At 59.6% G+C, this 13,053-nt stretch carries 12 protein-coding genes and 1 tRNA gene; 7 read left to right on the top strand and 6 right to left on the bottom strand.

Features of this window, described 5'->3' with window-relative positions:
* Positions 1-6 precede the first annotated feature (6 nt).
* Both RAE04_RS01875 and RAE04_RS01870 read right to left on the bottom strand, forming a co-directional pair.
* Positions 7-822: a PTS sugar transporter subunit IIA gene (locus RAE04_RS01875; protein WP_317026240.1), complete on the bottom strand. Its 816-nt coding sequence runs from the start codon at positions 820-822 to the stop codon at positions 7-9.
* A gap of 172 nt (positions 823-994) precedes the next feature.
* On the bottom strand, positions 995-2,002 hold the full coding sequence (locus RAE04_RS01870) for a DUF5067 domain-containing protein (RefSeq protein ID WP_317026239.1): 1,008 nt from the start codon (positions 2,000-2,002) through the stop codon (positions 995-997).
* 112 nt (positions 2,003-2,114) lie between these two features.
* On the opposite strand from RAE04_RS01870, the gene RAE04_RS01865 reads away from it, so the two are divergent.
* Positions 2,115-2,188 (top strand) — tRNA-Ile (locus tag RAE04_RS01865).
* 114 nt (positions 2,189-2,302) lie between these two features.
* Positions 2,303-3,358, top strand: coding sequence for a trimeric intracellular cation channel family protein (locus tag RAE04_RS01860; RefSeq protein ID WP_284839048.1), 1,056 nt, complete (start codon positions 2,303-2,305; stop codon positions 3,356-3,358).
* A 9-nt stretch (positions 3,359-3,367) separates the two neighbouring features.
* Here the strand turns inward: RAE04_RS01860 and RAE04_RS01855 are convergent, their stop codons facing one another.
* Positions 3,368-3,889, bottom strand: coding sequence for a hypothetical protein (locus tag RAE04_RS01855; protein WP_317026238.1), 522 nt, complete (start codon positions 3,887-3,889; stop codon positions 3,368-3,370).
* Between the two features lie 146 nt (positions 3,890-4,035).
* Here RAE04_RS01855 and RAE04_RS01850 point away from each other — a divergent pair, with 146 nt between their 5' ends.
* Both RAE04_RS01850 and RAE04_RS01845 read left to right on the top strand, forming a co-directional pair.
* Positions 4,036-5,646 carry a mechanosensitive ion channel family protein gene (locus RAE04_RS01850; RefSeq protein WP_317026237.1) on the top strand — a complete coding sequence of 537 codons (1,611 nt, stop codon included), beginning with the start codon at positions 4,036-4,038 and terminating at the stop codon, positions 5,644-5,646.
* Between the two features lie 146 nt (positions 5,647-5,792).
* The gene (locus RAE04_RS01845; RefSeq protein WP_317026236.1) at positions 5,793-6,881 is read left to right on the top strand and encodes an alkene reductase; all 1,089 of its coding nucleotides are present in this window, start codon (positions 5,793-5,795) and stop codon (positions 6,879-6,881) included.
* A 147-nt stretch (positions 6,882-7,028) separates the two neighbouring features.
* Here the strand turns inward: RAE04_RS01845 and RAE04_RS01840 are convergent, their stop codons facing one another.
* On the bottom strand, positions 7,029-8,720 hold the full coding sequence (locus RAE04_RS01840) for an alkaline phosphatase D family protein (protein ID WP_317026235.1): 1,692 nt from the start codon (positions 8,718-8,720) through the stop codon (positions 7,029-7,031).
* Positions 8,721-9,122: 402 nt separating this feature from the next.
* On the opposite strand from RAE04_RS01840, the gene RAE04_RS01835 reads away from it, so the two are divergent.
* A complete protein-coding gene (locus RAE04_RS01835) occupies positions 9,123-9,917 on the top strand; it encodes a serine hydrolase domain-containing protein (protein WP_317026234.1) in 795 nt (264 codons plus the stop codon).
* Positions 9,918-10,392: 475 nt separating this feature from the next.
* Positions 10,393-10,806 carry a hypothetical protein gene (locus tag RAE04_RS01830; RefSeq protein ID WP_317026233.1) on the top strand — a complete coding sequence of 138 codons (414 nt, stop codon included), beginning with the start codon at positions 10,393-10,395 and terminating at the stop codon, positions 10,804-10,806.
* Positions 10,807-10,875: 69 nt separating this feature from the next.
* On the opposite strand, the gene RAE04_RS01825 is transcribed toward RAE04_RS01830, so the two are convergent.
* Positions 10,876-11,661 carry an HAD-IIA family hydrolase gene (locus RAE04_RS01825; protein ID WP_317026232.1) on the bottom strand — a complete coding sequence of 262 codons (786 nt, stop codon included), beginning with the start codon at positions 11,659-11,661 and terminating at the stop codon, positions 10,876-10,878.
* On the bottom strand, positions 11,658-11,951 hold the full coding sequence (locus tag RAE04_RS01820; protein ID WP_317026231.1) for an acyl carrier protein: 294 nt from the start codon (positions 11,949-11,951) through the stop codon (positions 11,658-11,660). Before RAE04_RS01820 ends, RAE04_RS01825 begins: the two co-directional genes overlap by 4 nt.
* A gap of 27 nt (positions 11,952-11,978) precedes the next feature.
* On the opposite strand from RAE04_RS01820, the gene RAE04_RS01815 reads away from it, so the two are divergent.
* Positions 11,979-12,977, top strand: a complete 999-nt coding sequence (locus RAE04_RS01815) for an alpha/beta hydrolase (protein WP_317026230.1) — start codon at positions 11,979-11,981, stop codon at positions 12,975-12,977.
* Positions 12,978-13,053 lie beyond the last annotated feature (76 nt).

The raw sequence follows: 13,053 nt of genomic DNA, 5'->3' as shown, positions 1-13,053 counted from the left end.
TGCTCCTTAAATGTCATAGAGCTCGCGCAGAGCCCCATCGATTTCAGACATAGAGGTGAAGTCTTGGATGACGTACACAGGGACCCCGACATCACCCAGGGTTGCAGCGATTTCACCGGAGGTGAGAAGGAAATCCGCCTCGCTCGCCCGGCCCTTGGCGGAGATGGTGTCCGTGGCCTCTACATTCAGGTACGGTCCCCAGCCCCATTCGTCTAGGACCTGCTCGAGAGTGTTTTTGAGGAATAGCGACGTGCCCAGGCCATTGCCGCATACGGTGAGGATTTTTCCCTTGGATGCGACAGAATCTGCGGCCGTATGCTTTGCCTCTTGGGGCTCGGATGCTGCTTGTGGCTTGGCTGCTGGCTGCTTCTTGTTTTGCGTGGTTGCAGTGAGCACCGCGCGGAGTTCCCCTTCGGATTCCGCCCGATTGAGATCGGCGCGCTTGGTGGCAAGCAGCTTTGCCAGTTGTTTCATCGCCTGCAGATGCTCGGAGTCATTGCGCGCTGCGAAAGCTACGACCAGGTCGACGGGATCGTTGGAATCGTGGCCGAATTTCACCGGCTCATCTAGGCGTACCCAGGACAGGGAGGTTTCCTTCACCGCCTCCGAAGGCCGCGCGTGCGCAAAGGCGAATCCCGGCGCAACCACGATATAGGGGCCCGTCTCTTCCACGGAGTGGACCATCGCCTCGGTGTAGTCCGCGGTGATCGTGCCTGCTTCTTCCAGCAACGATCCCGCCATCCGGATGGCTTGCCTCCAGTTATCTGCGGCGCCGTGCAGCTCCACCGCACCGGGTACCAAAAGGGAATCTAGTGTCGCCATATGTATCTCCCATCACAGAAATGGTGACATCGGGGTGGATGTCACTGATGATTCTATGCTGCGGAGAAACCGGAGGTAAAAGCAGGGGTAACGTTTGCATAGACCTAGTTTCGAACCGCCTCGAGTTGAGTGGGATTAAGGCTGGGCAACCACTTCCACCTCGGAACTGGAGCTAGATAGAATGAGTGTCTTTCTCTTTTTTCCTAGGTGACTCCGGGCTGGAATCTTCGTCCTTTGGCGCGGGATCCATCGGGGTAGACTCCTCCAGTTTGTAGGTCTGCGAGCCCACTTCTTCCTCGCCGTATTTTTCCCTGGCTACCAGTTCTACTGGAGTGGTGAGGTCATCAAGCTCGAAGGCGGCGGAACTCTTGACCGTGCCGCCCTTTTTGATCTTGTCCAACATGTTGTCAGTATCGATGTATTCGCTAAAACCAGTTTTGAGCTCATTGACGGAGTTCTCGTCGTTATCCTGGATTGCGGTGAACATGGAGGAGAAATCCGCAGTGCGCAGCTCTTTGTCCGTCTTATTGGTCATCTCGTAGTCAAAGACGATGATGGGCTTATCGCCAATCCGGTTTCCAGGGGAGCCGGGATCGATAACGTGGTGTCCGGTGATCTTGACCGTAGCGGTGGGTAGCTCCAGAACGTTGTCTTTGAAAGAGCGGGTGGCATCGGTGTTTTGGAGCTCATTTTTGGTTTTGGGCTCGTCGCTAATTTTCTTTAACGCGACGTCTAGTGAGACATTGTCGGTATTGAATGTGAATTTGAGCTGATCGTCTTCGAGCTTGAAATCTAGGGTATCCGGCATCATGGCATCGGATACAGCGTCCACACCACCGGCGTCTTTTTTGGAGGCTACCGTTTCGCCCTTGGCGGCCTTGGCAGCGTCAAAGGTTCCAATCCACAGTGGTTCATCATTGTCGGAGCCGTAATCCCACTCCACGGTGATGACCTCTTCGGTCACGCTAGCGGTAAAGGTGGATTTGTGGTCATCTTCGCCTATTTTTTGTTCCCACGTGCCAATGACGTCCTTGGCTTCTTCGTTGGAGCTGGCGTTGGAGTCTTGGCTGTTAGAGGAGTTCTCGTCGGAGTTAATGGAGGAGGACTGGTCCGAGTCGGCTGAGCAGGCGGACAAGGTCAGGGCAGCGGCGATAAGGAAAGAGACTGTGATGTGGCGCATAATTTACATATACCGCATTCGACCTTCATACGCTCGGCAAATTGGTCTTTGGCCGCTCTTTGACTAATCTTTTCAGGGCAGAGAGTCGCCCTGTTGGGTGTGCAATCTGCGTGGGGCTATAGCTCAGTCGGTTAGAGCTACGGACTCATAATCCGTTGGTCGCGGGTTCGAGCCCCGCTGGCCCCACGGTGTAGGGGGGGGCAAGGAGGCGTCGGCAAGCAGTGCCGGCGCCTTTAGTGCTTATCTGCGCATATGGGTGTGCTGATTGCGCAAGCGCGGGCGGTGAAGTCTAATAACCATATGGTTGAAGTAGATCCGCTCATTGAATCTCTCTACCGCTGGTCTGATATCAGTGGTGTGCTGCTGATGGGAATTATCGGTGGCACTATGGCGCGCAAGCGCGGCTACGATATCATCGGCTTCTTCTTCATTGCGATGTTTTCTTCCCTGGGCGGCGGTATGGTGCGCGATGTACTCATTAACCGCGGCACCGTTGCGGCAATGAGCCAGCCCGAATACCTCTACTTGGCCTTTACCGGCGCGCTGATTGCTCGCTTTGTTTACTTCAAAGGAAAGACCTGGGATTATCTGCAGGCGCATGGCGACGCCGTCGTTTCCGGCCTGTGGGCCGCCACCGGCGCGGTAAAGGCCATTACCTACGGCCTGCCGCTTATTCCATGCATCATGATGGGCGTGTTTACCGCCACGGGCGGATCGATGATTCGTGACATCGTGATGGGGCGCGAGCCGAGCGTATTTGGTGATAACCAGCCGACGGTTATCCCGGCTGTTGCTTGCGCTGTCATCGTCTTGGTGGGCCACCACTTCGACATGATGGCGGTGGGCATGATCGTCGGGCCGCTAGTTTCTATCTTCTTGGCGCTGCTGGGCATCTGGGCCGGCTGGCGCGTGCCCGCCTACCAAGACTGGGCACCTATTAATGACACCGCCGCACAGGTTAAAGTGTTGGCCAAGAAAGCCGAGAATAAAAGCCGTGCAGTGGGCCGCCGCCTAGAGCCGCACCGCCTACGTTCTTGGCGCCACCGCCAAATGGAGGCCGCGCTGCAGCGCCGCATTGAAAAGGAAGTGCGCTCCGGCAAGCGCCGCAAGGAGGCCGCTGCGGAGGCCAGCGAGTTTATGGAGTCCTTCGAATCCGATGTGGATCAGCTCAGCGCAGTGGTAGCAGAAAGCGATGACACGGACTTCGGCGTGGACCTCACCGGTGATTCCTACAACGAGGAGGAACAGGCCTCCCACGAGGAATCCCAACGCCTCCTTGATGCCATTTTGGAAGATGACAAGCTTACTGATGAACTCATTGATCGCCTCATGAAACGCTATGACTCCCGCGACTAGGAGATAGGCTTAGCGCCCAACCGCACCGCAAAGCTGCGGGTCCGTGATATAGCCTTGCTCGCAGCCATATTGGGTCTGGATTTCTCCGGAGCTTTTATTCCGGTTGCCATTGGCATCGTTGCCGTAGCCGCACAGGTAGGCCGGGCACTCCGCACTCGGCCCATTGGGCGCTTGTACTGGCGGTTGAGCGTTTGATTCCTTGCATAACGCGGCAAACTCCACCCAGGTGCCGTCCGCGCATTGGTACTGTGCGGTGTTTTCCTGCTGCCGGTTTTCGGTAGCCGGTTGCACGGCTTCCTGATTTTCGGTTTGCGGTTCAGCGTGCTGCGCGGCCTCGGTGGTTGCTACTTCCGTGGTCGCTTCTTCTGTGGATGTTTCCTCGGTGCTGGATTCTGTAGAGCTCGTTTCAGAGGCCGTTTCCGTAACGGTTTCTTTCACCGTGGAAATGGTGGTGGCGGTCTCGTCGCTGCCGCCGCAACCGGTGGCAAAAAGAGCTAGGGCGAAGAAGGGAATAAGGAATGATTTCTTCATGCCCCACACAGTAGACAAACAAGGCAGACGATGCAGGAGTTTGTGCAGGGCATAGGGGAGTAGTGGCTGTGCTAGGGGGAGTGTTTGCTCGGTTGCTGGCAGCAAACTGGCACCCAGTTTTCAGGCGCGCGCCCTACTCTAGAGACATGAATCTGAAGTATTACTTCTACGAGCTGTGGAGCCTCTTCGTTGACCACGGCTTACCGCTTATCGCGCTGCTGCTGATCGGTATTTTGATACCGCGCATCGGTAGGCTGGCAATCCGCATTATGGAACGCCGCCTCGATGAAGAGGAAGAAGCCACCAAGGCCCGTCTGGCGCTTACCGGTGCGCTGGTCTACATCGTGCAGGCCATCGCGTACTTCCTCATCATTTGGGCCGCGCTGACCAATATCGGTGTTCCTGCAGTAGGCGCGGCGGTGCCGGCGACGATAGTTTCAGCCGCCGTCGGCTTTGGCGCCCAGTCCATCATCGCGGATTTTCTCTCTGGCTTTTTCATCCTGTCGGAAAAACAATTTGGTGTGGGCGATTACGTCAGCTTTGATGGCGTGACCGATGTGGAAGGCACCGTGGTGATGCTGACCTTGCGTACCACCAAGGTGCGCACTCCCACTGGCGAGCTCGTCACCGTGCCCAATAGCTCGGCCGGCGCGGTGACCAACTATTCCCAGGAATGGTCGCGCGCCGTGGTCAACTTTGACGTGCCGGTGCAAGAGGGCGAGACCCTGCCAGAAATTACCCGCCGCGTGCGCACCATTTCCGAGCAGGCGATTCGAGAGCCGTCCATCGCCGTAGACGTCAATGGCGAGCTGGAGGTGCTGCCGGCCACCCAGCTGGTTGCCCCGCAGGCCGCCGGCCAATCCTGGCACGTGACCTACCGCGTGCTGGTCACCGTTAACCCCGCCCGCCAGTGGGCGGTAGAACGCGCCATTCGCTCCGCGCTGCTCTCGGAGTTCTGGGACCACTACAACGTGGCCGATTTGGATGAACTGCAACGCCCGCTGCCGTCATCGCAGGGAATTACCGCGGCTCAGGAATCCGTCAAGGATGCTTCCACCGCAGGGGAGGGCTCCCACCCAGAGACGAAGGTGGAGTGCAGTGCCGACACCGAGGGCGCTGAGGTGGATGGCCCGGATAGCGATGGCCCTGGAAAACCCGCACTGCCTGATGCGGATGACCAAGAATCAGAGTCCTCCCAGGGCATCTGGCGTGGCGTGGAGACCAATAGCAAGTTTCAAAAGATCGCCACCTTCGGTGGCCGAGTCCGCGCATCCACCACGGGCCTTATCCTCGCGCTTCTTGTTGTCGGTGCTTTGATCCTGGCCTCGAGCAACCCGGACGATGCCGACGCTGGCTGGCTCTCGCCCGAGCATTGGCGCAATAGCGGCAAGGAAACCTCCTCCTCGCAGCCTGCCGAAGCCCCGTCAACCGAACCCACCCTGGAAACCACCGAATCCGGCACACAGAGCGAGCCGAGTGAGGAGGGCGCGGCTCCCTCTGAGGCCACCAGCCCACAAGGCACTAATGACGCTGGCACGACTGATACGCCTGCCGGCGACAGGCAGGGACCGGGCGCTACTGGTAATGGCTCCCCGGACCAGAGCGCAGCCACCGGTGCAGACAACGCGGGGACAGATTCTGGGAACGGGACCGGCGCCGGCACTGCGCCCGCTGCGGGAGGCGATGCTGGCGACGGTGCCCAAGTTTCGGGAACCGCCGGTAGTACGGGCACAGAGATTCTGGTTGAGCCGCGTTAATAGGCCGTGCCCTCTATCGCGACCACTGCTTCCTTTTGTGGTTGGCAAAGCCGGCATAAACGCTCATGTCATCGCCATTGACGTGCAGGAATGATTTTGTGTGGCAAAGATGAAATAGTGCGCATCGGCTGCGCGTTGCACTGGGCATGACTTCACTTTTCGAACCACTGGAACTCGGCCGATACACGTTAGGCAATCGCGTGACCATGGCGGCGCTGACCCGCCAGCGTGCAGGCGAGAGCGGTGTGCCTACCGAGCTGCACCGAAAGTACTATTCGCAGCGTGCCACGGCGGGTCTGGTGGTTACGGAGGGAACCTTCCCGGCATGGACCAACCGTGCGTTCCCAGGGCAGGCAGGCATTGCCACCGAGGAGCAGGCAGAGGGGTGGCGCGCTGTCGCGGACCGCGTTCACGGGGAAGGCGGCACCTTGTTTATGCAGATTATGCACGGTGGCCGCACCAGCCACCCGGACCTGATTGACGGTGCGAACCCGGATGCGCCGAGCGCCTTCGATTGGGGCGGAACCGTGCGCGGTTTTTCCGGCAAAATGGATGCGCCGGTTCCGCGCGAGCTGAAGAAGGAAGAGCTGCCGCGCATCGTGGAGGAATTCCGCCAGGGCGCACGCCGGGCTATTGACGCCGGCGTCGACGGCGTGGAAATCCACAACGCGAATGGCTACCTGCTGCATGAGTTTATGGCGCCGTCTGCCAATAAGCGCGAGGATGAATTCGGCGGCAGCCCGGAAAATCGCTGGCGCCTGCCAGAGATGGTCATCCGCGCCGTGGCGGAGGAAATCGGCGCCGACCGCGTGGGTGTGCGATTCTCCCCGGCACACAATGTGCAGGGTGTTATTGAAGACGATCAGGCCGATATGCTGGCCACCTACGGCGGTCTGCTCGATGTCCTGGCACCGCTGAACCTGGCTTATGTGTCCCTGCTACACAGCGAGCCGGAAAGCGAGCTTATCGCCACGCTGGCGCAAAAGGCTCGCGCAAATGGCGTGACCAAGGTGCTCATGAATGATGGTTTCCCCACGATTACCTCCAAGGAGGATGCCCAGCGCGAAATCGAGCTGGATTACGTGGACGCCGCAGTGGTGGGCCGCCAGCTCATCGCCAACCCGGACCTGGTGCGCCGCTGGCGCGAGGGCCTCGAGCTCAACGAGCCGGACCAGGATACGTTCTACCTGGGCGGCGAGCGCGGCTACATCGACTATGAGTATGCCGCGGACTAGGGAAGAATCCGCGGCACCAAAGGGGGCCCGAAAGGCGCGCGAGTGATAGGTAGTGAAATTCCCCAGAGAGGGTCTTTCACTGTGCCTATCGAAGGTGTACTACCCGTTCGTTAACACCTAGTACCTGTCATGTGACAGAACTTACAACTACTTGGTGTAGCCCTCACCCGGGCGCCAGGTCATGGTCACGGCCTCGCGCACCGGGGACTTGGCGGTGAGCAGATTATCCACACGCAACCAGTGCATTTCCGCCGAATCCGGGCGCACGGTGACATAGCTATAGCCGTGGTGGTCCAGATCCACGTGGCGGGTGTGCGGGTTAGCACCCATCAAGTAGCGCTCGGCCAGCTTGGAAAGCTCATTGCCCTCCGGCAGCTTCAGCTGCTCGTTCACATTTGGCGCAGACACAGAGGCGCAGACCATCTCGGCGCCGAAAATGCGGCCATCCTTGCTGATATTGTGCGCCCACTCGGAGTGGATATCGCCGGTGACAAAGAGGGTGTGGGAGTCGTGCTTAGAGAGGGCGTCGATAAGCAAGCGGCGCTCCGCCGAGTAGCCATCCCACTGGTCGCCGTTGACCGGAATGCCGGTGATATTAGAAGACAGCGAGGAAGAAACTGGCTTTGTCTTGTCATCTTGTTGCAGGGTAGCCAGGTTCATGGGGGAGAACATGACGGAATTGCCCAGCATATTCCACTTGGCAGAAGAGGTCTCAATCTTATTGAGCAGCCAGTTGTACTGCTCGGAGCCGAGCATCGTGCGGCCTTCGGCGGCCATCTTGCGCGGGCCAAAGCGCACCTGCTCATCGCGGTAGGTGCGCAGGTCCATCATGGTCAGCTCCACCAGGTCGCCGAAGGTCAGGCTGCGGTAGAGGTGGCCCTGCTCCGACGGGTTGGTCGCGCGCACCGGCATCCATTCGAAGTAGGCCTGCATGGCGGCCTTGCGGCGGTCCAAGAAGGCGCCCTCCTCGCCCTCGGTGTGGTTCTCCGCGCCCTCGCGCCAGTTATCGTTGGCCACCTCGTGGTCATCCCACACCACAACCCACGGCAGCGCACCGTGTGCGGCCTGCAAGTTCTCATCGGTGCGGTAGCGGCCGAAGCGAATCCGGTAATCCTCCAGCGAGATAATCTCGTGCGCAGGGTGGTGCAGGCGCACCGGGCCATAGCCGGCGTATTCGCGCTGCGGGTACTCGTAGATATAGTCACCCAAGAAGATCATGTAATCCAGCTGGTCCGCGCGGCCGCGCTGGGCAATATCGCCATAGGCATTGAAGAAGCCGGACTCCCAATTGGCGCAGCTAGCCACGCCAAAGGTCAGCTCATCCGGGGAGGCGCTCAGCGCCGGGGCGGTCTTGGTGCGACCAATGGGCGAGTATTTCTCCTGCGCCTTAAAGCGGTAGAAATACACGGTCTCCGGCTCCAAGCCGTGCGGGTCCACGTGCACGGTGTGGTCCTGGTTGGCGTCGGTGGTCACTTCGCCCCGCTTGACGACGTCCCCAAAGCCCTCATCCTTGGCAATTTCCCACTCCACCCGGGTGGCCTCGCCCAGCCCGGAGCCTGGCATGGCATCGGCCTCCGGGGTCACACGGGTCCACAGGATGACCGAATCCGGGATCGGGTCACCCGAGGCAACTCCGTGGAGGAAGGGTCGTTCGCCCAGCTTGGGCTCCACCATGTGCTGCTCCACGCGCGGGGAGAGGCTGCTTTGGGCATTGGCGGTATTCGCGGCGGTGGTGGACAGGGCGATGGCGGCACCGGCGGTGCCGGTGGTCTGCAGGAAGCGGCGGCGATTGACGTTTCCGCGCGCAAACTCGGGCTGATTCTGAGAATTATTAGGCATGACTTAAAGCTTTGTCATGTTTGTTGCCTATGCAAGCGATTCTTGGCCAATTCCATAAAGAGTTCTTTTTGTCTTAACTGGTGGTTTACTTGGGCGGCCGCCTGTGGGCCTGACGCGTCTGGCGGCTGGGCGGTTTCGAGGGGCTTTCGCCGGCTTCTGTGGCTTAGGTCCAGTCTGATCGGGCTGATTTGAGGCCTTTAGGGCTGAATTGAGGGGTCCGTTCGCTCAGATCGGCCCGATCACCTTGGACCTAAGGTGTGTGGGACCCAGTAGACCTAAGGTATGTGGGATTCGTGAACCCAAGGCGTACGCGGGCCCAGTAGGCCAAAGGAGTGACCGGTTCGAAAAGGCGCGCCCAAAGCGGTCCAGTCCTTCCGAATGCGGCTCAGTAGGCTAGAGGATATGAGTGAATTTAGCCAAATTAGCCAGTGGCCCGCGGATACGGTGGCCGGAGCCTTACTACACCAAGGTGAGGTGGCAGAAACAGTGGGGGATACTGCCCGCGAGTTTCCGGTGGCATCGGTGACCAAGCTGGTTGCGGCCTACGGTGTGATGCTGGCCGTGGAAGAAGGTGCCGTGGAGCTTGAGCAAGCGGCCGGTCCGGAGGGCTCCACTCTCGAGCACCTGCTTGCCCACGCCTCCGGAATTTCCTTTGACTCCCGGGAGCCGCAGAAGCCAGTGGGCGAGCGCCGCATCTATTCCTCGGCCGGTTATGAGTGGGCCGCGGATACCGTGGCCGAAGCTACAGGCATGGACTTTGCCGAGTACCTGCGCGAAGGCATATTGACCCCGCTGAGCATGAAGTCCACCCGGCTCGAAGGCTCGGCCGGCCATGGCCTGGTTTCCACAGTGGAGGACCTCGCGGCCTTTGCCGCGGAAGTTCAGGACCCACAACTCCTGCACCCCTCCACCGTGGCCGACATGCGCCGCGTTCACTTCAATGGATTGCGCGGCATTGTTCCGGGCTACGGCAGCTTCAAAGACTGCACCTGGGGCCTAGGTTTTGAAATCCGCGGCGATAAGGAACACTGGATGGGCTCCTTGCCTGCCGACGCCGTCGGTCACTTCGGCATGTCCGGCACCTACCTCTGGGTCGCCGGCGACTATGCCATGGTTGCGCTCACAAACCGCGACTTTGGCGAGTGGTGCAAGCCCCTCTGGCACGATACAAATACCGCCATCTGGAATTCTTTGTGATCTGCCAGCTGTGGCGGAGCGAGCGCCTTCCACTGGGGGAAGTGGCGCGGTGGAAGGCTCCCCCGTGGGGCGGGGAGGAGTCGGGGAATTTCGTGCGAAAGGGGGCCATCCTGCGCGGGAAACTGGCATGAGCGCGAGGGTGGCGGTTGCGCGTGAGCCTAGTTGCGCTTTCCGGTGCGTGAGCAGGGCTTCTGTCGCCTGCCGTCAAGGAGAGCGAGAATTTTCTCAACAAACTCCAAATTTCACATTTATAACACTGGTTTCACCTGCAACTTTAGCCTCAGTCTGTACCTAGGGTTGAGGTTTAGCGAATGGGGGTTGAAGTGAAAGTTGAGGGTTGTAGGGAGGGGTGTGACGCAGGAAAATTGTGGGCAGACGCATCAGACAGTTCGTTGGGGAAGACGAAGCTCGTCTTGCATCGCGCTGGGCCGGCAGGCCTCGTGCGGTGGTGATCTATGTCGAGGGAGAATCGGCTATGAATACGTGCGTTAACCCTGCGCCGGTTGAACAGCCGGCCTCCACCTCCACGTGGCCCTCCGTCAACGGTGGCGCCACCGTGGTCACCGGTGTGCTCAAGATTTCCGGGATGCCGCGCACGCTGCGCTCGGAGATTGAACACGCCATGGATCGGTGCATCCGTACCGAGTCGGAATTTATCATTCCGGGCGATGACCCACTGACCGCTCAGTGGTGTACCCGCTGGTTCCGGGATGGGTTTTCCGTAGCGGCGCTTGCCCAAGGCGGTAGCGCCTGCGCCAACGCAGGCAGCGGTATCGGCTGCCACCAGGTGCTTACCGGTACCCGCGAGGAGCTGGATGCGCTTGACTGCGTCGTGCGCTACCTCGCGCAGCGCCACGGTTTTACTGCTGCCGTGCGCCTGCCACAATAAGCGCACAAAGGGGCTGGCCAGCCTAAGCTGGGTCAGCCCCTTTGAGCTGCGGTGAGCATGCAGCGCGGCTTAGTTATCCTCTGCGAACGGATCTAGGATCTTTTCGGGCAGTTCGGCCACGGATTTCAGCACGGCAGAAGGGCGGTACGGGTAGCGGGAAATTTCTCGGTCATCGGAGATACCGGAGCGCACCAGGACCGTGCGCATGCCCGCTTCGAGACCTGCCTTGACATCCGTATCCATGCGGTCACCAATCATGACCGTGTGCTCCGAGTGAGCACCAATATGATTGAGCGCCGAGCGCATCATGACCGGATTGGGCTTGCCCACGTAATAAGGCTCGCGGTTGGTGGCGGCGGTAATTAGCGCGGCCACGGCGCCGGTGGCCGGCAGTACACCCTCAGGAGCCGGGCCGGTAACATCCGGGTTGGTGGCGATAAAACGAGCACCATTGCGGATGAGATTGATGGCGTTGGTGATGGCTTCAAAGGAATAAGTGCGGGTTTCACCAAGCACCACGAAGTCTGGATCATCGTTGGTAAGGATCCAGCCTGCCTCGTGCATGGCGGTGGTCAGGCCGGATTCTCCCACAACGTAGGCCTTGCTGGAGCTTACCTGGCTGGAAAGAAAGTTCGCGGTAGCGGTAGCGGAGGTCCAGATGCGCTCAGCGGGAATGTCCAAACCAGTATTGCGCAGGCGTGCAGATAGGTCCCGCGGGGTAGACATGGAGTTATTGGTCAGCACCATGTACTCGATGTCATTGTCTTTAAGTGCCTGGATAAATTTATCGGCGCCAGGGATCATCTCACCTTCTTTGATGAGCACGCCGTCCATGTCTGATAGATAAGAAATCATTGGTGATCCTCCACATACTCGGCGATATCGCCGATGGTTTCGCTGTTGAGCATCGTTTCCTCAGAAAAACGCACCTGGAAGGCTTCTTCCGCGCGCACGGTGAGCTCCACCAGATCGAGCGACTCTACCCCGATATCCTTCAGGCGGGTCTCGCGGTCCAAGTCTTCCTCGGTCCCGGTGACCTTGTGGATGAGTGCGATGAGCTGGCCGAGAGTATCTCGCTCCGGCTCCTTGTCCGGCGCACTCGCATTGAATTTTGCCTGCAATTGGGCACTGAGGTCGTTTGCCATGCCCACCAGTCTAGTATTGATCGCGTTATGGCATTGAGAAAACGTTCTTCCGTTGTGGCGCGTAGTTGGCTCAAGCGCCTGCGCCCCTCGCACCGCGCCGAGCTAGAAAAGCTCTATGGCGGATTGCATGATCCCTCTACCGAGCCGGGGCTTACCCACATCAGCGCATCCGGCACCGTGGACCACGATGGCCTAGACATCGCCTGGTATGAAGTAGGCCAGCAGGACGCCTCGGTGACGGTGGTCTTCATCCACGGCTATTGCCTGTCCTCAGAAGCCTATTATGACCAGGCCAATTACCTGCGTGGCCGCAATACCCGCGCACTCTTGGTGGACCTGCGCGGGCATGGGCAATCCTCCACGGTTGACCCAGAAGAGTGCACCGTTGACGCGGCTGCCGACGACGTCCTAGCCGTCATCCGCCAGCGCGCTCCCCACGGCAACTTGGTCATCGTGGGCCATTCCCTAGGCGGCATGGTTGCCTTGAATCTTATCCGCCGTGCGCCGACCGAGGTTTATGGGCGTATCAAGGGCGCGTTGCTGATTTCTACCTCTATGCGCCGCTTTGCGGCCAAGGGCGTGGCCCAGATTTTGCAGTCCAAGTCCCTGCACGCGCTCTACCGCTTGTGCCTGCGCTTGCCAGGTCGCGTCGATAGCGCCCGCTTTGAAGTTGCTCGCTTTATCGCCCCGCTTTTTGCCGTGACCTTGGCCGGCTTTCCCCAGATGGAGAAGCTGCAGTTTCACGTTGCCATGCTTCTCGATACCCCCTTGGCCTCCTATTCCGGTTTCTTCGACGATCTTCTGGAACATGACGAATACGGCGCCGCCGAAAGGCTAGCGAAGCTCCACGGAGAGGTAGTGGTGGGCACCGCCGATATTGTCACCCCGCGGTCGCAATCCGAAGTCCTGTGTGAGAATTGGCCTGCCGCGAGCCTGCAGACAGTGGAAGGCTCAGGACACATGGTGATTCTCGAAGATCCTGAGGCTATCTCCACGGCCCTCGGCCGCGTCCTCGACGCGATTTAAGCTGGCCAGCCCCACAGCACTTCTTAGTGCACGCAAAAGGCGCCGCGGCGGGAAGCCGGCGGCGCCTTACTTACAA

Source organism: Corynebacterium sp. CTNIH16, from assembly GCF_032821655.1.
Taxonomy (GTDB): Bacteria; Actinomycetota; Actinomycetes; order Mycobacteriales; family Mycobacteriaceae; genus Corynebacterium; species Corynebacterium marquesiae.
This window is presented reverse-complemented; position numbering and strand designations above follow the sequence as displayed.

Coding starts and splice junctions, on each gene's coding strand:
- RAE04_RS01875 (WP_317026240.1), bottom strand. CDS start 822: ATGGCGACACTAGATTCCCTTTTGGTACCCGGTGCGGTGGAGCTGCAC.
- RAE04_RS01870 (WP_317026239.1), bottom strand. CDS start 2,002: ATGCGCCACATCACAGTCTCTTTCCTTATCGCCGCTGCCCTGACCTTG.
- RAE04_RS01860 (WP_284839048.1), top strand. CDS start 2,303: ATGGTTGAAGTAGATCCGCTCATTGAATCTCTCTACCGCTGGTCTGAT.
- RAE04_RS01855 (WP_317026238.1), bottom strand. CDS start 3,889: ATGAAGAAATCATTCCTTATTCCCTTCTTCGCCCTAGCTCTTTTTGCC.
- RAE04_RS01850 (WP_317026237.1), top strand. CDS start 4,036: ATGAATCTGAAGTATTACTTCTACGAGCTGTGGAGCCTCTTCGTTGAC.
- RAE04_RS01845 (WP_317026236.1), top strand. CDS start 5,793: ATGACTTCACTTTTCGAACCACTGGAACTCGGCCGATACACGTTAGGC.
- RAE04_RS01840 (WP_317026235.1), bottom strand. CDS start 8,720: ATGCCTAATAATTCTCAGAATCAGCCCGAGTTTGCGCGCGGAAACGTC.
- RAE04_RS01835 (WP_317026234.1), top strand. CDS start 9,123: ATGAGTGAATTTAGCCAAATTAGCCAGTGGCCCGCGGATACGGTGGCC.
- RAE04_RS01830 (WP_317026233.1), top strand. CDS start 10,393: ATGAATACGTGCGTTAACCCTGCGCCGGTTGAACAGCCGGCCTCCACC.
- RAE04_RS01825 (WP_317026232.1), bottom strand. CDS start 11,661: ATGATTTCTTATCTATCAGACATGGACGGCGTGCTCATCAAAGAAGGT.
- RAE04_RS01820 (WP_317026231.1), bottom strand. CDS start 11,951: ATGGCAAACGACCTCAGTGCCCAATTGCAGGCAAAATTCAATGCGAGT.
- RAE04_RS01815 (WP_317026230.1), top strand. CDS start 11,979: ATGGCATTGAGAAAACGTTCTTCCGTTGTGGCGCGTAGTTGGCTCAAG.